14 protein-coding genes are annotated in these 16,568 nt (G+C 70.4%); 4 read left to right on the top strand and 10 right to left on the bottom strand.

All coding sequences use genetic code 11. The features are described from left to right. The first annotated feature begins 24 nt into the window (after window positions 1-24). Window positions 25-870 carry a transglutaminase family protein gene (locus NFR93_RS09145; protein ID WP_251452291.1) on the top strand — a complete coding sequence of 282 codons (846 nt, stop codon included), beginning with the start codon at window positions 25-27 and terminating at the stop codon, window positions 868-870. Window positions 871-892: 22 nt separating this feature from the next. Here NFR93_RS09145 and NFR93_RS09140 read toward each other — a convergent pair whose 3' ends face one another. The 7 genes from NFR93_RS09140 to NFR93_RS09110 form a co-directional block, all read right to left on the bottom strand. Then, a complete protein-coding gene (locus NFR93_RS09140; protein WP_251452290.1) occupies window positions 893-1,114 on the bottom strand; it encodes a hypothetical protein in 222 nt (73 codons plus the stop codon). A 47-nt stretch (window positions 1,115-1,161) separates the two neighbouring features. Beyond that, window positions 1,162-2,154, bottom strand: a complete 993-nt coding sequence (locus NFR93_RS09135) for a serine hydrolase domain-containing protein (RefSeq protein WP_251452289.1) — start codon at window positions 2,152-2,154, stop codon at window positions 1,162-1,164. Window positions 2,155-2,216: 62 nt separating this feature from the next. Next, on the bottom strand, window positions 2,217-3,719 hold the full coding sequence (locus tag NFR93_RS09130) for a rhamnulokinase (RefSeq protein ID WP_285814562.1): 1,503 nt from the start codon (window positions 3,717-3,719) through the stop codon (window positions 2,217-2,219). Then, window positions 3,716-5,752 carry a bifunctional aldolase/short-chain dehydrogenase gene (locus NFR93_RS09125; protein ID WP_251452288.1) on the bottom strand — a complete coding sequence of 679 codons (2,037 nt, stop codon included), beginning with the start codon at window positions 5,750-5,752 and terminating at the stop codon, window positions 3,716-3,718. The genes NFR93_RS09130 and NFR93_RS09125 overlap by 4 nt, the downstream gene beginning before the upstream one ends. Window positions 5,753-5,777: 25 nt before the next feature. Further along, the gene (locus tag NFR93_RS09120; RefSeq protein ID WP_251452287.1) at window positions 5,778-6,632 is read right to left on the bottom strand and encodes an alpha/beta hydrolase fold domain-containing protein; all 855 of its coding nucleotides are present in this window, start codon (window positions 6,630-6,632) and stop codon (window positions 5,778-5,780) included. Between the two features lie 85 nt (window positions 6,633-6,717). Further along, entirely contained in the window at window positions 6,718-7,884 is a 1,167-nt protein-coding gene (gene rhaI / locus NFR93_RS09115; RefSeq protein ID WP_251452284.1) for an L-rhamnose isomerase, read from the bottom strand. Further along, window positions 7,881-8,282 carry an L-rhamnose mutarotase gene (locus NFR93_RS09110; protein WP_251452282.1) on the bottom strand — a complete coding sequence of 134 codons (402 nt, stop codon included), beginning with the start codon at window positions 8,280-8,282 and terminating at the stop codon, window positions 7,881-7,883. Before NFR93_RS09110 ends, rhaI begins: the two co-directional genes overlap by 4 nt. 145 nt (window positions 8,283-8,427) lie before the next feature. Here NFR93_RS09110 and NFR93_RS09105 point away from each other — a divergent pair, with 145 nt between their 5' ends. Then, entirely contained in the window at window positions 8,428-9,210 is a 783-nt protein-coding gene (locus tag NFR93_RS09105; RefSeq protein WP_251452280.1) for a nucleotidyltransferase domain-containing protein, read from the top strand. Between the two features lie 12 nt (window positions 9,211-9,222). Here NFR93_RS09105 and NFR93_RS09100 read toward each other — a convergent pair whose 3' ends face one another. From NFR93_RS09100 to NFR93_RS09090, 3 genes are all read right to left on the bottom strand, one after another. Beyond that, window positions 9,223-10,047, bottom strand: coding sequence for a carbohydrate ABC transporter permease (locus NFR93_RS09100; RefSeq protein WP_251453024.1), 825 nt, complete (start codon window positions 10,045-10,047; stop codon window positions 9,223-9,225). A gap of 77 nt (window positions 10,048-10,124) precedes the next feature. Further along, the gene (locus NFR93_RS09095) at window positions 10,125-11,054 is read right to left on the bottom strand and encodes a carbohydrate ABC transporter permease (protein ID WP_251452272.1); all 930 of its coding nucleotides are present in this window, start codon (window positions 11,052-11,054) and stop codon (window positions 10,125-10,127) included. 103 nt (window positions 11,055-11,157) lie between these two features. After that, window positions 11,158-12,489, bottom strand: a complete 1,332-nt coding sequence (locus tag NFR93_RS09090) for an ABC transporter substrate-binding protein (RefSeq protein WP_251452270.1) — start codon at window positions 12,487-12,489, stop codon at window positions 11,158-11,160. Between the two features lie 277 nt (window positions 12,490-12,766). On the opposite strand from NFR93_RS09090, the gene NFR93_RS09085 reads away from it, so the two are divergent. Beyond that, window positions 12,767-15,454, top strand: coding sequence for a family 78 glycoside hydrolase catalytic domain (locus NFR93_RS09085; RefSeq protein ID WP_251452264.1), 2,688 nt, complete (start codon window positions 12,767-12,769; stop codon window positions 15,452-15,454). A gap of 90 nt (window positions 15,455-15,544) precedes the next feature. After that, a complete protein-coding gene (locus NFR93_RS09080; RefSeq protein WP_251452257.1) occupies window positions 15,545-16,552 on the top strand; it encodes a LacI family DNA-binding transcriptional regulator in 1,008 nt (335 codons plus the stop codon). Window positions 16,553-16,568: the final 16 nt, after the last annotated feature.

Genomic DNA, 16,568 nt, shown 5'->3' with positions numbered 1-16,568 from the left:
CCTCCGCGACCGGAGGAACGACACGTGAAACGGCTCAGGATCGAACATCAGACGGGCTTCTCCTACCAGGGCGACGTGACCGCGTCCTACAACGAGGCGCGGATGCTTCCCGGGTCGACCGAGAACCAGTTCGTGCTCAACTCCTCACTCGACATCGAACCGTCGACGTCGGTGAACCAGTACGTCGACTACTTCGGCACGCGGGTCGCGGCGTTCGATGTGCTGTCGGGCCACGCGTCGCTCATGATCACGGCGCGGTCGCTCGTCGAGGTGCGTCCGCGTCCGATCGAGCACGTCGAGTACTCGTGGGCCGACCTCGAGCGCGACGCGATCCTCGCGATCGACATCGTCGAGCAGCTCACCCAGACCGCCCGCACCCGCCCGCACCCCGAGGTCGCCGATCTCGCACGTCGCATCGCGGCCGAGCATCGGCATCCGGGGCGTGCAGCGCACGCGATCGCCGAGGCCGTCGGCGACGCCGTGGAGTACATGCACGGGATCACCGGGGTGCACTCCACCGCGGCCGAGGCGTGGGACGAGCGCAAGGGCGTGTGCCAGGACATCGCGCACATCACCCTCGGTGCGCTGCGCGAGGTGGGGATTCCGGCGCGCTACGTCTCGGGATACCTGCACCCCAGGGAGGACGCCGAGGTCGGCGAGCCCGTGATCGGCGAGTCGCACGCGTGGGTCGAGTGGTTCGCGGGGGAGTGGCAGGGCTTCGACCCCACCAACAACCTCGAGATCGGCGACCGGCACGTGCTGGTCGGGCGTGGACGCGACTACAACGACGTGCCGCCGCTGCGCGGCGTGTACGCCGGCCCGCACAAGAGTCACCTCCACGTGAAGGTCACGATCACCCGCGAAGCGTGAGTCCGGCGGGCCGGACGGCGGGTCAGGCCGGCGCGGCGTCGGGGTCGAGGGCCTTGAGGGTGTCCTCCTCGACGGCGTTGTCGGCGTCGAGCCGGTCCTCGGTGCTCTGGTCGCCGCCGGTGGGGGCGTCGTCGCCCTGCGGCTGCTCCGCCTGCGGTTGCTCCGCGTGCGGCTGCTCCGCGTGCGGCTGCTCCGCGTGCGGCTGGTCGCCCTGCGGCTGGTCTTCGGTGTGATGTTCGTTCATGCGCCCCACGCTAGGCGGGGGATGCCGGTGCCGACAGGGTCTTGCGCTCAGAGCGCGGCGATGATCGCGTTGTCGAGCTGATCGGCGTCGACCCCCGGGCGCTGGGCCCGGTTTGTCAGGAGCACCCACGCCACGCCGGCGGACGGGTGCACCCAGAACTCCGTGCCCGACCAGCCGCCGTGTCCGAAGCAGTCCCGGTCGATGAGTCCCGGCGCGCGCGTGCGCAGATTCCACGTGAAGCCCCAGTCCTGCCCGCGCTCGGGCGGGTACGGCTCGAGGCGCGGGATGTCGCCCGTGAGCGGCCGGAGCATCATCGCCAGCGTCCGGGCCGCCACGACGGTGCGCTCGCCGCGGGTCGCGGTGCGCAGCAGCGCCGAGCCCAGGGCCAGCAGATCGGCCGCGCGGCCGATGACACCCGCACCCGGGTGACGCAGCGCGGTGAACCGCGACATGTCGAGGCCGGCGGCTGCGGCATCCGGGACCTCGTGTGGGTCGCTGGCCTCGTCGAGGGTGAAGCCGTCGGCGCCGATCTCACTCGCCCATCCGGCGAGGTCGTCCTCCCACGTGCGGGCGGTGGCGTGGGCGGTCATCGCGGCGATCCCTTCGAACGCCACCGACGAATAGCGAGAGGCGGCGCCGGCGGCGAAGTCCCGGCCGCCCGACAGCAGGGCCGGGCGCAGGCCGAGAGCGGTGTCGAGGGCGGGCTCGGCGATGCCCGCGGTGTGGCTGGCCAGGTGCCGCAGACGCACGATGTCGTCGCGTCCCGCGCCGAAGTCCGGCAGCGCCCACGACAGCGGCGTCTCGGGCGTCAGCAGGCCCTGTTCGATGGCGCGCGCGGCGCCGAGCCCGATGAGCGGCTTGGTGATCGAGAACAGCCGGTAGTGGTCGTCGACGCGCGCTGCGCGGTCTCCGGTCGACCCGAACGCGTCGAGTGCGACGGTGCCGTCGGCGGTCGCGACGCCCAGCACGGCGGTGGGCAGCCGCTCGTCGGCCACGGCGCAGCGCGCCCAGTCGTAGGCGGCGGCGAAGGCGGTGGACATGGGACTCCTGTCGGTCCGGGCCGGTGAAGCGGGTAGAACGGATGCCGCGACGCGGCGTTCCGTCAGGTGCGCGGCTCGTAGCGGCGGGGCGCGTGCGTGCGGGCCACCAAGTCTCGCATCGCCTCGAGTGACGGATCGCCGGCGAACCACCCCTGCGCCCGTGCCTGGACGAGCACATTGCCCAGCGCGGTCGCCTCGACAGGTCCTGCCAACACGGGCATCCCGGCACGGTCGGCCGTGCGCTGGCACAGCAGCTGGTTGAGCGAACCGCCGCCGACGACGTGGATCGTCTGGAGCGTGCGGCCCGCCAGCGTCGCCGCCGTCCGCACGGCGCCGGCGAACGCCTCGGCGAGACTCTCGACGATCGCGCGGGTGAAGGCGGCCCGGTTGGGCGGGACGGGCAGGTCGTGCTCGCGGTACCACGCGGCGATGCGGGCGGGCAGGTCGCCGGGGGCGAGGAAGCGCGGGTCGTTCGCGTCGAACACCGCGACCGAGTCGGCGGGGACCTCGGTGGCGTCGGCGAGCAGCGTGGGCAGGTCGAGGGACTGACCGGTCTCTCGCTCCCACTGGCGCACGGATTCGCTCAGCAGCCACAGTCCCATGACGTTGTGGAGGAAGCGCACACGCCCGTCGACGCCGCCCTCGTTGGTGAAGTTCGCCGCGCGGGCGGCGTCCGTGGTGACGGGCCCGCGCAGCTCGAGCCCGACCAGTCCCCACGTGCCGCACGAGATGTACGCCGAGGTGTCCGGGTCGGTCATCGGCACGGCCACGACCGCCGACGCCGTGTCGTGCGACCCCACGGCGACGACGTCGATCGGCCGTGCGGCGCCGATCTCGGACTGGACCGAGGCCCGGATGCCGCCGATGCGGGCGCCCGGCTCGACGAGATCGGGGAAGAGCGAACGGTCGAACCCGAGCGCGTCCATCAGCTCGGTGTCCCACGTGCCGTCTGCGACGCGGACCAGGCCCGTCGTCGAGGCGTTCGTGCGCTCCGCGACGCGTGCGCCGGTGAGGAGGAAGGCGAGCGCGTCCGGCACGAGCAGCGCTCGGTCGGCCAGCCCCAGGATTCCGCCGCTCTTCTCCGCCTCGAGCTGGTACACGGTGTTGAACGGCAGGAACTGCAGACCGTTCCGCCTGTACAGCTCGACGAACGGATGCTTCGCGTGCACGCGCTCGACGGCGGACTCGTTCCGCTCGTCCCGGTAGTGGAACGGCTCGCCCAGCATCCGATCGCCGCGGAAGAGGGCGTAGTCGACCGCCCACGAGTCGATCCCGATCGACGCGATGCCGGGCTCGACCCGGACGGCCTCGGCGAGTCCGCGGAGGGCGTGGGCGTAGAGGCCGGTGAGATCCCAGTGCAGGCCCGATGCCAGGCGCACCGGACCGTTCGGGAACCTCGCGACCTGCTCGAGCTGGAGTGTGCCGCGTGGATCCACCCGCCCGATCATTACCCGGCCGCTGGTGGCGCCCAGGTCGATCGCGGCGACCGCTCCGCCCGTGGCGACCGCTCCGCCCGTGGCGACCGCTCCGCCCGTGGCGACCGCTCCGCCCGCGTTCGTCGTCATCGCAGGAACGCCGCGGCGACCCCGGAGTCGACGGGGATGTGCAGGCCGGTGGTGCGGGTGAGCTCGGGACCGGTGAGCACGAACACGGCGTCGGCCACGTTCTCGGGCACGACCTCGCGCTTGAGGATAGTGCGGTTGGCGTAGTACTGGCCGAGGTCCTCTTCCTTCACGCCGTAGGTCGCGGCGCGGTTCGCTCCCCAGCCCGCCGCGAAGATGCCCGATCCCCGCACGACGCCGTCGGGGTTGATGCCGTTGACGCGGACGCCGTGCTCGCCGAGTTCGACCGCGAGCAGTCGCACCTGGTGGGCCTGGTCGGCCTTGGTGGCCGAGTACGCGATGTTGTTCGGGCCGGCGAAGACGGAGTTCTTCGACGAGATGTAGATGATGTCGCCGCCGAGCTCCTGGTCGATGAGGATCTTCGCGGCCGCCTTCGAGACGAGGAACGAGCCCTTGGCCATGACGTCGTGCTGCAGATCCCAGTCCTTCTCGGTGGTCTCGAGCAGCGGCTTCGACAGCGACAGGCCGGCGTTGTTGACGACGAGGTCGACGCCGCCGAAGGCGAGGACCGTGGCGTCGAGCGCGGCCTGGATGGCGTCGGCGTCGGCGACGTTGGCCGCGACCCCGATCGCCACGTCGGTGCCGCCGAGCTCGGCTGCGGCGGCCTGCGCCTTCTCGAGGTCGAGGTCGGCGATCACGACGCACGCGCCTTCGGCGGCCAGACGCGTGGCGATGGCTTTGCCGATGCCGGATGCCGCGCCCGTCACGAACGCGATGCGACCCTGGTGGGTCTTCGGCTTCGGCATCCGCTGGAGCTTGGCCTCTTCGAGGGCCCAGTATTCGATGCGGAACTTCTCGGCGTCCGAGATGGGGGCGTAGGTCGAGAGCGCCTCGGCGCCGCGCATGACGTTGATGGCGTTGATGTAGAACTCGCCCGCGACGCGCGCGGTCTGCTTGTTGGCGCCGAACGAGAACATCCCGACGCCCGGCACGAGCACGATGAGGGGGTCCGCGCCGCGGATCGCCGGCGAGTCGGCCTCGGCGTGGGCGTCGTAGTACGCCTGGTAGTCGGCCCGGTAGGCCTCGTGCAGCTCGTGCAGGCGAGCCAGCGCCTCGTCGACGGGGGCGTCGGCGGGCAGGTCGAGCAGCATCGGCTTGACCTTGGTGCGCAGGAAGTGGTCGGGGCAGCTGGTGCCGAGCGCGGCCAGGGCGGGCGCCTTCTCGGCCGCGAGGAAGTCCAGGACAACGTCCGCGTCGGTGAAGTGGCCGACCATCGGCTTGTCGGTCGAGGCGATGCCGCGGATGGTGGCGGCCAGCGCCGCGGCCTTCGCGCGGCGCTCCTCGGCCGGCAGCGCCTCGAAGCCGGTGCGCACGGGACCGAACGGGTCGGCCTTGCCGTTGCCGGCGATGTAGGTCTCAGCGGTCTCGATGATCCACAGCGAGTTGCGCTCGGACTCCTCCGAGGTGTCGCCCCACGCGGTGATGCCGTGACCGCCGAGGATGCAGCCGATCGCCTGCGGGTTCTGCTTCTTGATCTCGGCGATGTCCAGCCCGAGCTGGAAGCCGGGGCGGCGCCACGGCACCCACACGACCTTGTCGCCGAAGATGGTGCGGGTGAGCTGCTCCCCGTCGGCGGCGGTGGCGATCGCGATGCCCGCGTCGGGATGCAGGTGGTCCACGTGCGCGGCATCCACCAGACCGTGCATCGCGGTGTCGATCGACGGGGCCGCCCCGCCCTTGCCGTGCAGGCAGTAGTCGAACGCGGCCACCATCTCGTCCTCGCGGTCCAGGCCCGGATAGACGTCGACGAGCGCGCGCATCCGGTCCAGACGCAGCACGGCCAGACCCTCGGGCTTGAGCGTGCCCAGGTCGCCCCCCGAGCCCTTCACCCACAGCAGTTCCACGGGCTGTCCGGTGACCGGATCGGTCTCGGTGCCCTTGGCCGACGTGTTGCCGCCGGCGTAGTTGGTGTTCTTCGGGTCGGCGCCCAGGCGATTCGAGCGCTCGATGAGGTCGGTGACGGCGGGGTTCGTCATGAGGTGTCCTTCGTGACAGTCGGTTCTAGACGGGAACTCGGGCGGCGAGGGCGGCGAGGCGGGTCGCGATGCGCTCGATCGTGAGGGATGCCGCAGGCTCGTGCGGCCGGTTCAGGTGACCGTGTTCGGTGCCGGGCTCGGTGGCCACCTCGACGTCGCGGCCGGCGGTCGCCAGCGTCGCGCCGAAGTGCTCGCCCGACACGCGGAGTTCGTCCACGTCGCCGTTGACGATCAGCGTGGGCGGGAAGCCGGCGAGATCGGCGGGTGTGGCCGATCCCGGCACGGCGCCGAGCGGGGCGTCGTCGACGGGCCCGCCGAGGTAGTTCTCATACATCCCGAGCACGGCCGCGGGACCGAACCGGTCGGCTGCCGGCTGGGCGTCGAGTGCGGCGCGCAGCTCGGGACCGGGCGCGGGCTGCACCGCGAGGAGGGTGGGGTAGGCCAGCACGACGAGGGCGGGCAGGACGTCGCCGACGCGTTCGAGCAGACGGACGGTGGCGCCGGCTGCGAGGTTGCCGCCGGCGCTCGTGCCGCCGATCGCGAGGCGTTCGACGTCGACGCGCAGCCGGGCGGCGTTGTCGACCGCCCACCGCCACGCCGTGAGCATGTCGTCGGATGCCGCGGGGTAGCACTCGCCGTCGCGGGGGGCCGCGGTCGGGATCGGGCCCCACCCCGCCGGCACGGGCGCGAGTCGGTAGTCGACCGAGATGACGGTCGTGCCGCGGGTCGCGAGCTCGCGGGCGACCCAGTCGCTCTCGGGCATGTCGAGGTCGCCGAAGGCGAAACCGCCGCCGTGCGCCCACACCAGTCCGGTGCGGCGCGGCTCACGCGCGGGGTAGACGCGCACGAGCCCGTCGGCAGCGGTATAGGGGTCGCTCATGCTGGATCCTCGGCTCAGGGGTGTGGAGGGTGGGACGCCGGGAGTGGGGGGATCGGCTTCCCCCACTCCCGGCGGGTCTGGTGGGTCAGGCTCCCCAGCCGGCCTGCGTGCCGCCCACGCGGTCGGCGGCGATCTTCTGCTGGTAGCCCGATGCGGCGTACGCGGCCATCGGGTCGGCGGGGAGGCCCCGCGACTCGCGCCACTCGGCGAGGGCCGGACGCACGTCGGTGTAGAACGCGTCCATGAAGACGGCGTTCGCCGCGAGCACGTCGTTCGACGCCTGCGCGGCATCGAGTGCGGCGCGGTCGACCAGCAGCGCGCGGGCTGTCATCTCCTGGACGTTGAGCACCGAGCGGATCTGGCCCGGGATCTTGTCCTCGATGTTGTGGCACTGGTCGAGCATGAACGCCACGTCGGGGTTGTTGAGGCCTCCGCCGCGGACGACCTCGAACAGGATGCGGAACAGCTGGAACGGATCGGCCGCCCCCACGATCAGGTCGTCATCGGCGTAGAAGCGCGAGTTGAAGTCGAACGAGCCGAGCTTGCCGAGGCGCAGCAGCTGCATGACGATGAACTCGATGTTCGTGCCCGGTGCGTGGTGACCGGTGTCGAGGCACACCATCGCCTTGTCGCCCAGCGCGGCGACCTGGGCGTAGCTGGTCCCCCAGTCGGGAACGTCGGTGTGGTAGAACGACGGCTCGAAGAACTTGTACTCCAGCACCAGGCGCTGGTCGTCGCCGAGCCGCGCGTAGATCTGCTGGAGCGAGTCCTGCAGGCGGTCCTGGCGGGCGCGCATGTCGTTCTGCCCCGGGTAGTTCGAGCCCTCGGCGAGCCAGATCTTCAGGTCGCGCGACCCCGTCGCATGCATGATGTCGATGCACTCGAAGTGGTGGTCGATCGCCTTGGAGCGGATCCGGTCGTCGTGGTGCGTGAGCGCGCCGAACTTGTAGTCCTCGTCCTGGAAGGTGTTGGAGTTCACCGTGCCGAGTGCGACCCCCAGGTCCTCGGCGTGTGCGCGCAGGGCGTTGTAGTCCGCGACCTTGTCCCACGGGATGTGCAGGGCGACGCTGGGAGCCAGTGCCGTGTACTGGTTGACCTGCGCGGCGTCCGCGATCTTCTCGAACGGGTCGCGGGGCGTGCCGGGGGTGCCGAACACGCGGAAGCGGGTGCCCGAGTTGCCGAAGGCCCACGAGGGCAGTTCGATGCCCTGGCCTTCGAGCGCCTGGAGGGTCTCGGCGGGAAGCGTCGTCATGATGCCGTGCTTTCGTTGGGGATGGAGGGGGAGGGGGCGGCCGCACGCGCGGCCTGAAGCTGGTCGTCGAGGTGGAACACCTCGGTGAGCGACGTCGCCGCCTGGTCGGGGCGACCGTCGAGGCCGACGAAGAAGCGGGCCATCTCGGCCTCCCACCTCGCCGCGACGGGGGATGCCGCCAGGTACGCCTGCGCGGCCGCGTCGTCGTCCGTCTCGTAGTACCCGATGAGGCGGCCGCCCTCGGCGAGGAACAGCGAGTAGTTGCGCCTGCCGGAGGCGGCGATCTCTGCGAGCATCTCGGGCCACACCGGGGTGTGGCGGGCGATGTACTCCTCGAGCAGGTCGGGCGCGACCTGCAGCTGGAAACAGACCCGCGTCGTCGCGGACGGGCTCGTCATCGAGGTGCTCCTTGGGTGGTTCTGATGATGCCGGGGCGTGAATCGTTTCAACGATAAAGGAAACGCCGGGATGCCGCAAGTGCCGAGCGGGCGGCGAACGGGCCGGTAGGTTTCGCTCGACACCCTGACTCGCGAGGGAGCGGCCATGGAACAGCACGAGCGAGCGCTCGACGCCTATCTCGACCAGATCAGAGCGGACCCCGAGGTGCTCGCCGTCGTCGTCGTCGGCTCCGTGGCCCGGGGGACCGAGCGCGCGGACTCGGACGTGGACGTCTATCTCGTCGTCACCGACGAGGGGTTCGCGCGGGCGACCGCGGAGCGCGGCTACGCGTGGACCGAGCGTCACGACGCGGACTACCCCGGCTCGTACATCGACATCAAGCTCGCGAGCCCGGCCTACCTGCGACGAGCCGCCGCAGTCGGCGATGACCCGACACGCGCGTCCTTCGACGGAGCGCGCACCGTATGGTCGCGGGACGCGTCGATCCAGGACCTCGTCGCCGCCGTCCCGAGGGTCGACGAGGCCGTCTGGGGGGAGCGCGTCCGCTCCCATCTCGCGCAGGTGCGACTGTACGGCGGGTACTTCCTTCGTCAGGCGGACGAGCGCGGCGACCCGTTCCTGGCCGCTCATGCCGGCATCCACCTCGCCCTGGCCGCCGCGCGCACGGCCCTCGCCGAAGCGCGCACCCTGATGCCCGGGCCCAAGTACGTCTCCACGCTCGTGCGCTCGGTTCCCACCCCGACCGGTTTCGTGCCGGCGTGGGATCGCGTGGTGGCGCGCGCGGATCGCGCATCGGGAGATGCGCTGCTGAACGTCCTCGAGGCCTGGCTCGGCGACCGGCTGAGGGCCGAGGACACCCTGTCGGTGTTCATCCGCGACAACGAGCTGGCGTGGCTGCAGGGGACCGTCCCCGCCGAGTTCCGCTGACCGGGGGCGCCATCAGCCTTTCACCGCCCCGCTGGTCATGCCGGCGACGATCTGGCGGTTGAAGAAGACGTACAGCAGCAGCGGCGGAACCGTGATGATCAGGATGTTCATGAACAGCAGGTTCCACTGGTTGCCCGATTGGGACTGGAAGTTGTACAGCGTCAGCTGGACGGTCGGCTCGCCCGGAAGGAAGTACAGCGCGTTGACGAAGGTGTTGAACACCGCGACGGACTGAACGACCACCACGGTGACGATCACTCCGCGCAGCAGCGGGAAGACGACCGTGAAGAACAGCCGGAGGGGTCCGGCGCCGTCGATGATCGCCGCCTCGTCGAGCTCCCGCGGGATGGATGCCACGAATGCACGGATGAGCAGGACGGTGAACGACAGGCCGAAGGCGATCTCGATCAGGATGAGCCCGACCAGGGTGCCGTAGATCTCGAGCGTCTGCATGACCCACACGGTGGGCACGACAGCCGGGGGGATGATCAGCCCGGCCAGGACGAAGAGCATGACGACGGCGTTCCAGCGCGACTTCCGGCGCTGCACGACGTACCCCACCATGGCGCCGAGGATCACGAGGATGGTCACGCTGGCGATGGTCAGCACGATCGAGTTGCCGAACGCCCGCACGACCATGAAGTCGCGCGTTTCGAGCACGGCGATGAAGTTCTCGACCACCTGCCACTCGCTCGGCGGCGCGAACTCGAACAGGGACGCCTCCTGCCGCGTCTTCGATGCGGTGAAGAGGATGAAGAGGAACGGGAGGATGAACACGACGATCGACGCCAGGATGGCGAGCGACCCCGTGCCGTACCGCCACAGCGCACCGCGCAGGGTGAGCGGACGTCGCTTGGGGATCTTGACCGGCCGCTCGCCGCGGGAGCGGGCCGTGGTGATGGTGCGCGTCTCGCTCACTGTTCGACCTCTCGCTTGCGCAGCCACATCGCCAGGGGGACGACGATGGCGGTGACGACGAGGAAGAGGATGACGTTCCCCGCCGTCGACAGCCCGTAGAAGCCGGCCTGGTACTGCTTGTAGATCACGGATGCGATCACGTCGCTGGTGAACCCGGGGCCCCCGCGCGTCATCGCCCAGATCAGGTCGAACGAGCGCAGCCCGCCGATCAGCGAGAGCAGGATCACCGTGCTCGTCGCCGGCCAGGACAGCGGGAGCGTGATGTGCCGGAAGCTGTACCAGGCGTTCGCGCCGTCCACGCGCGCAGCTTCGTAGTACTCCGCAGGGATCCCGACGATGCCGGCGATGTAGATGAGGGTGGCCAGCCCCACGCCCCGCCACACGTCGACGAGCGCCACCGAGAAGAGCGCCCACGAGGGATCGGTCAGCCAGCCGGGCCCGTCGATGCCGAACCACGCGAGCGCTTCGTTGATGGCGCCGTCGAAGGGGTCCATCAGCACTTTGAAGGTGAACCCGACGCCGATGACCGAGACCAGCACCGGGAAGAAGACCACGGAGCGCAGATACCCGCGTCCGATGATGGTCGAGGTCAGCAGCACTCCGAGCAGGAGGCCGAGGACCACCTTCAGCGCCGACGTGAGGAATCCGAAGATGAACGTGTTGATGAACCCCTGCACGAGCGCCGGCTCGCGGAAGAACTGGATGTAGTTGTCGAAGCCGATGAACTGGACGTTGAAGATCGACCATCGGGTGAGGCTGAAGTAGAACGACGAGATCGTCGGCACCAGGAACAGCACGGTGAAGATGACCGCTGCCGGGATGTAGAACCAGAGCGGGTACGAGCTCTTCTGCCGACGGCGTCTCGAGGGCCGGTCGGGGCGGGACGGGGGTGCGCCGGGGGGCGCGGTCGTTGCTGTCGCGGTCATCGCATCTCCGTTGATCGGGTGCCGCCGTGGTGACGGGTGGGCCCGCGGACCCACCCGTCACCACTCCAGGGTGTTCGGTGTCTTCAGCGGGAGCGGGGGCCGGTCACCAGCCCTCGATGCCCAACTGCTGCGCCTGCTTGGTGACGTCCTCGTCGTAGAGGGCGGCGCCGTCCTCGGCGGAGCGGATGCCCGACCCCACCTCGACCGTGATCTGCTCGAGTGCCGGTCCCTTGATGGGCGACAGGAACTCCAGCGCGGGCGCGGTGCGGTTCTCGTCGAAGTACGGCTGCATGTCCTTCACCAGCTGGGGCACCTCGTCGGGCAGTGCGCATTCGTCGATGACGTGCGGACCGTTGGCGCCGCCGGCTTCGACCTGGATGTCGCAGCCTTCCGGCGTCACGGTGAAGGCGAGGAAGTCCTTCGCCGCTTCGAGTGCCGCGCCTTCGGTGGTGGTCGGGATGTACAGCCCCGCCGGCATCCAGATCGTCAGTGTCGTGTCCGCGGCGTCCTGCGCGGGCAGCGGGAACACGCCCACGTCGTCGAGGTTGTCGGGGTAGGAGTTCTGCAGCACGCCCACGGCGAAGGTCAGCATCGGGTAGTGGGCGGCCTCGCCGGTGGCGACCATGCGGACGCCGTCGTCGTACAGTGCCGAGGCGTAGTCCTCGTTGAACAGGTCGGCCTCGAACGCCTCCTGCTGGTTGACGAAGCCCTGCAGGGCGGGCTGATCGACGTACTTGGCCTCGTTCGCCGTGTACTTCTCCGCCCACTCCGGGTCCTGCGCGTAGACGTTGCCGAAGTCACCCAGCACGAACAGCTGACTCGTCCAGGTGTCACCGTACGTCTGTGCGATCGGGGCGACGTCGCCGGCCTCGGCGATGGCCTCGCTGTTGGAGATGAAGTCGTCCCATGACTCGGGCACCTCGAGACCGAGCTCCTCGTAGAGCGGGATGTTGTAGAGGACCGCGCCGGCCATCGAGGTGCCGATGGGGGATCCGTACACGCCGTTGTCGGTGGAGACGACCGTGCGGAAGGCGTCGTTGAGGCGACCGACCCACTCCTGGTCGTCGAGCGGGGTGAGGTTCTGGTCGGGCGCCAGGGCCTGGAACAGCGAGCCGGAGTTGTAGAGGAAGAGGTCGTTCATCTCGCCCGTGGCCAGACGGGTCTTCACGATGTTGTCGCCCTCGCCGCCGCCCGGGCGCTGCTCGATGTCGAAGGTGACGTTCGGGTTCTCGGCGGTGTACGCCTCGGTCAGGGCCTCGATCATCGCGACGGTCTGTTCGCCGTTGTCGATGAGGAACGACAGCTCGACCGCCTCATCGCCGGAACCGTTTCCGCTCTCGCCGCCGCCACCGGAGCACGCGGCGAGCGGGAGCGCGATCAGCGCGACGCCCGCGACAGCGACGACGTGTGAGCGCCGCGAATGCATGAATCTCATCCTTTACCTCCTTGTAAAGCCGCAGAGCGGGGAATCCGCATCTTCGCGGGGACCTGATGGCGAAATGGTTGAAACCATTCAGCCCTCGTACGGTACGTCCGGCCCGGGGTGGGGGTCAACCGTGCAGTTGAATCGTTTCGTCACGCTTCGGTAACGGTCGTCCGCCGCGTCTTCCGGGAGATCGCTTTCCCGATGACGTCGCTCTTGACGTATCGGTTGAACCGTTTCAGGATGTCAGTGCGCGCGCGACGGAGCGCGCGCACGAGAGGACCACGTCATGCCCGCGCTGCCGCCTGCATCCACCGTCGACGCCCGCACCCGGGTGGTCGAGGTGTCCGCCGCCACCGCCTCCGATGTGCTCGGTGTTCCGCCCGGACCGGTGCGCCTCAGCTGGAAGGTGCGCAGCGACGACCCGTCAGCGCGCCAGGTCGGCTACCAGCTCCGTGTCGGTGAGGTCGACGGCGGTCTCGAACCGCGGCCCACGGTGCAGGGTGCGGATTCCATCGGCGTCACGGCGGGCGACCTCGGTGCCGGCGAGCGCCGCGCCTTCGCCGTGCGGATCGCCACCGCGAACGGGTGGACCGAGTGGAGCGACACCTGTGTGGTGGAGGCGGGTGTCGCCGGTTCCGCGCTCGAGGCGAGGGTGGTCGGCATCCCGAGCCCGATCGGCGGGCCGGTGCAGCTGCTGCGTCGCGAGTTCGACGTGTCCGGTCCCACGGGCAGCGCGCGGCTGCGGCTGAGTGCGCTCGGTCTCGTCGACGCGTGGGTCAACGGCGTTCCGGCATCCGATGCCCTGCTCACTCCTGGGTGGACGTCGTACCAGGAGCGCATCCTGATCGACACCGTCGACGTGACGTCTCTGCTGCGGGAGGGTGCGAACGTCATCGTGCTCGCCGTGGGCGAGGGGTGGTATCGCGGCAGCTTCGGATTCGCCCGACGCTCGGCGATCTACGGCGACCGCATCGGCGCGCTCGCTCAGCTCGAGGTCGACGGCCGTGTCGTGGTCGCCACCGACACGCGCTGGACGGGTGGGTTCGGAGCTGTGCAGTCGGCCTCGATCTACGACGGGACGGTCACCGACCTGCGGGCAGCCGACCCGCGAGTGCACGAACCCGGCTTCGACGGCGCGGACTTCGGCCCCGTCGAGGCGATCGACGTCGACATGGACCTCTTCGAGCCCCGGCTGGCCGCGCCCGTCCGCATCGTCGCGGAGCTTCCGATGACGCCCACGACCCGACAGGAGGGCGTGCAGCTGGACGCAGGGCAGAACGTGTCGGGCTGGGTGCGCATGACCGTACGCGGTTCGTCGGGCGACCGCGTCGAGATCCGTCACGCCGAGGTGCTCGAGCCCTCGGGGGCGCTGCACACGGCGGCGCTGAGATCGGCGAAGGCGACGGACGTGTACATCCTCGATCGCGACGGTGAGCACGTCCTCGAACCCGTCTTTACCTTCCACGGGTTCCGGTATGCCGAGGTGACGGGCGCCGAGGTGGTCTCGGCCGTCGCGGTGGCGATCTCGAGCGACCTCCCCGCGCGGAGCTCGTTCCACTCCTCGCACGCCGCGCTCGATCGTTTCCATTCCAACGTTTTCTGGTCGCAGCGCGACAACTTCGTCTCGGTCCCGACCGACTGCCCGCAGCGGGACGAGCGGCTCGGCTGGACCGGCGACGCCCAGGCGTTCGTCGCCACCGCATCGACGCTCATGGACTCCGAGGCGTTCTGGGCGTCGTGGCTGCGCGATCTGGAGATCGACCAGACAGATGAGGGCGGAGTGCCCTCGGTCGTGCCCGACATCATCCGCCCGGTCGACATCAGCATGGGCGGTGCGCCCATCCCCAACATGGGACGGGCCGGGTGGGCGGATGCCGCCACGATCGTCCCGCTGGCCGTATACGAGTCGTACGGGTCGGACGAGATCCTCACGCGGCAGCTCGACAGCATGCGGCGGTGGGTCGAGCACCTGCGCCGGAGGGCGGGCGACGACGTGGTGCTGCCCACCGAGCGCTTCCAGTACGGCGACTGGCTCGACCCGGACGCCCCCGGTGAGCGGCCGTGGCAGGCGAAGGTGTCGAGCGACTACGTCGCCAACGCGTTCTATGTCCGCTCGGCGCGCCTGCTCGCCCGCGCCGAACGGACCGTCGGCGAGGCCGCGCGCGCGTCGGAGTACGAGGCGCTGGCCGATCGTGTGGCCGCGGCCACGTGGGATCGGTGGGGAGCCGAGGCCGTGACGACCCAGACCGGTGCGGCACTGGCGCTGGAGTTCGACATCGCGCCCGCCGCGCGACGTCCCGAGATCGCGCGCGAGCTCGCAGCGAACGTCCGCGCCGAGCGCGGGCGGATCGCCACCGGGTTCCTCGGCACCCCGCTGGTGCTGTTCGCACTGTCGCGAGCCGGGCACCTCGACGAGGCGTTCCTCATGCTGCTGCGTCGCGAGGCGCCGTCCTGGCTGTACCAGGTCGACCGCGGTGCGACGACCGTGTGGGAGCGGTGGGACGCGATCCTTCCGGACGGCTCGATCCACAGCGGGGCGATGGACGCCGAGCCGAGCTCGGAGGACAGCAGCGGAGAGGGCGGCAGCATGCTGTCGTTCAACCACTACGCGTACGGCGCGATGATCGACTGGGTCTACCGGACGGTCGCGGGGCTGGCCCCCGACATCGACGAGCCCGGCTACCGGCTCGTTCACGTGGCGCCCCGCCCCGCGGACGGGCTCGATCACGCCGCGGCGACGATCGACACGCGGCTGGGCGTCCTCTCGATCGACTGGCGCATCGACGGGGGAGCGCTCGAGGCGGTACTCGAGGTGCCCTTCGGTGCTCGCGCACGACTGGACCTGCCCGTCGGACCGGACTCCGTGGTCACGGTCGACGATGCGCCGGCGCCCGATGAGCTGACCCACGGGAGGCACCGGATCCGTGTGACCGAGCCCGCGGTGGCGCGGGTGGCCGACCTCGCGCAGGCCTAGGCGAGCGGGCTTCGGAGGTCCTCCCGTGCCCTACACTCGGCCCAGACGAGCGTGCCCGACCGCGCGCCGGCGCGCGAGAGGAGAAGCACCATGGCGGTGAGCGTTCGCGATGTCGCGCTCGCGGCATCCGTCTCGGTGGGCACCGTCTCGAACGTCCTCAATCGTCCGGCGAAGGTCGCGCCCGAGACCGTCGCCCGGGTGCAGAAGGCCATCGCCGACCTCGGTTTCGTCCGCAACGACGCGGCGCGCCAGCTGCGGGCCGGCCGCAGCCGCAGCATCGGCCTCATCGTGCTCGACGTGGGCAACCCGTTCTTCGCCGAGGTCGCCCGCGGCGCAGAGGCGCGCGCTGCCGAGGGCGGCATGACGGTGCTGCTCGGCAACAGCGACGAGCGGCAGGACCGCGAGACCGCGTACATCGACCTGTTCCGCGAGCAGCGGGTCAACGGCGTGCTCGTGACTCCGACGACCGACGACCTCGGGCTGCTCGAGCGACTGCGCGACGGCGGCGTGCCGGTGATCCTCGTCGACCGCGAGGTCGAGGATGCCGGATTCGGATCCGTCGCCGTCGATGACGTCGAGGGTGGTCACCTCGCGGTGGCGCACCTCATCGAGCAGGGACGCCGCCGCATCGCCTTCGTCGGCGGGCCGCGCTCGACGAGGCAGGTCGTGGACCGTCTGGAAGGAGCGCGCCACGCGGTCGCCGCGCATCCCGGCGCGTCGCTGGAGGTGATCGAGATGCCCGCCCTGACCGTGCTGCAGGGAAGGGATGCCGGTGAGCAGCTGCTCGCGCGGGATCCGGCCGACCGGCCCGATGCGGTGTTCGCCGCCAACGACCTGCTGGCCGTCGGCGTGCTGCAGGCGTTCGCCCTCATGGCCGACGTCCGCGTGCCCGACGACATCGCGCTCATCGGCTACGACGACATCGACTTCGCCGCGGCCACCGTCGTGCCGCTGAGCTCGATCCGCCAGCCGGCGCACCTCATCGGCTACTCCGCCGTCGACCTGCTGCTGAAGGACCTCGCGGACCCCGACGGCGGGCACGAGCGTCGCATCCGGTTCCGGCCCGAGCTCGTCGTCCGGGAATCCACCGGCCGCTGATCCCGCTCGACGTCGA

It is taken from the genome of Microbacterium sp. Marseille-Q6648 (assembly GCF_943181415.1).
GTDB lineage: Bacteria > Actinomycetota > Actinomycetes > Actinomycetales > Microbacteriaceae > Microbacterium.
Note: the sequence above shows the minus strand (reverse complement) of the source record. Positions and strands in the feature narration are given on the sequence as shown.

Coding starts and splice junctions, on each gene's coding strand:
- NFR93_RS09140 (WP_251452290.1), bottom strand. CDS start 1,114: ATGAACGAACATCACACCGAAGACCAGCCGCAGGGCGACCAGCCGCAC.
- NFR93_RS09120 (WP_251452287.1), bottom strand. CDS start 6,632: ATGAGCGACCCCTATACCGCTGCCGACGGGCTCGTGCGCGTCTACCCC.
- rhaI (WP_251452284.1), bottom strand. CDS start 7,884: ATGACGACGCTTCCCGCCGAGACCCTCCAGGCGCTCGAAGGCCAGGGC.
- NFR93_RS09125 (WP_251452288.1), bottom strand. CDS start 5,752: ATGACGAACCCCGCCGTCACCGACCTCATCGAGCGCTCGAATCGCCTG.
- NFR93_RS09085 (WP_251452264.1), top strand. CDS start 12,767: ATGCCCGCGCTGCCGCCTGCATCCACCGTCGACGCCCGCACCCGGGTG.
- NFR93_RS09105 (WP_251452280.1), top strand. CDS start 8,428: ATGGAACAGCACGAGCGAGCGCTCGACGCCTATCTCGACCAGATCAGA.
- NFR93_RS09090 (WP_251452270.1), bottom strand. CDS start 12,489: ATGAGATTCATGCATTCGCGGCGCTCACACGTCGTCGCTGTCGCGGGC.
- NFR93_RS09110 (WP_251452282.1), bottom strand. CDS start 8,282: ATGACGAGCCCGTCCGCGACGACGCGGGTCTGTTTCCAGCTGCAGGTC.
- NFR93_RS09095 (WP_251452272.1), bottom strand. CDS start 11,054: ATGACCGCGACAGCAACGACCGCGCCCCCCGGCGCACCCCCGTCCCGC.
- NFR93_RS09135 (WP_251452289.1), bottom strand. CDS start 2,154: ATGTCCACCGCCTTCGCCGCCGCCTACGACTGGGCGCGCTGCGCCGTG.
- NFR93_RS09130 (WP_285814562.1), bottom strand. CDS start 3,719: ATGACGACGAACGCGGGCGGAGCGGTCGCCACGGGCGGAGCGGTCGCC.
- NFR93_RS09080 (WP_251452257.1), top strand. CDS start 15,545: ATGGCGGTGAGCGTTCGCGATGTCGCGCTCGCGGCATCCGTCTCGGTG.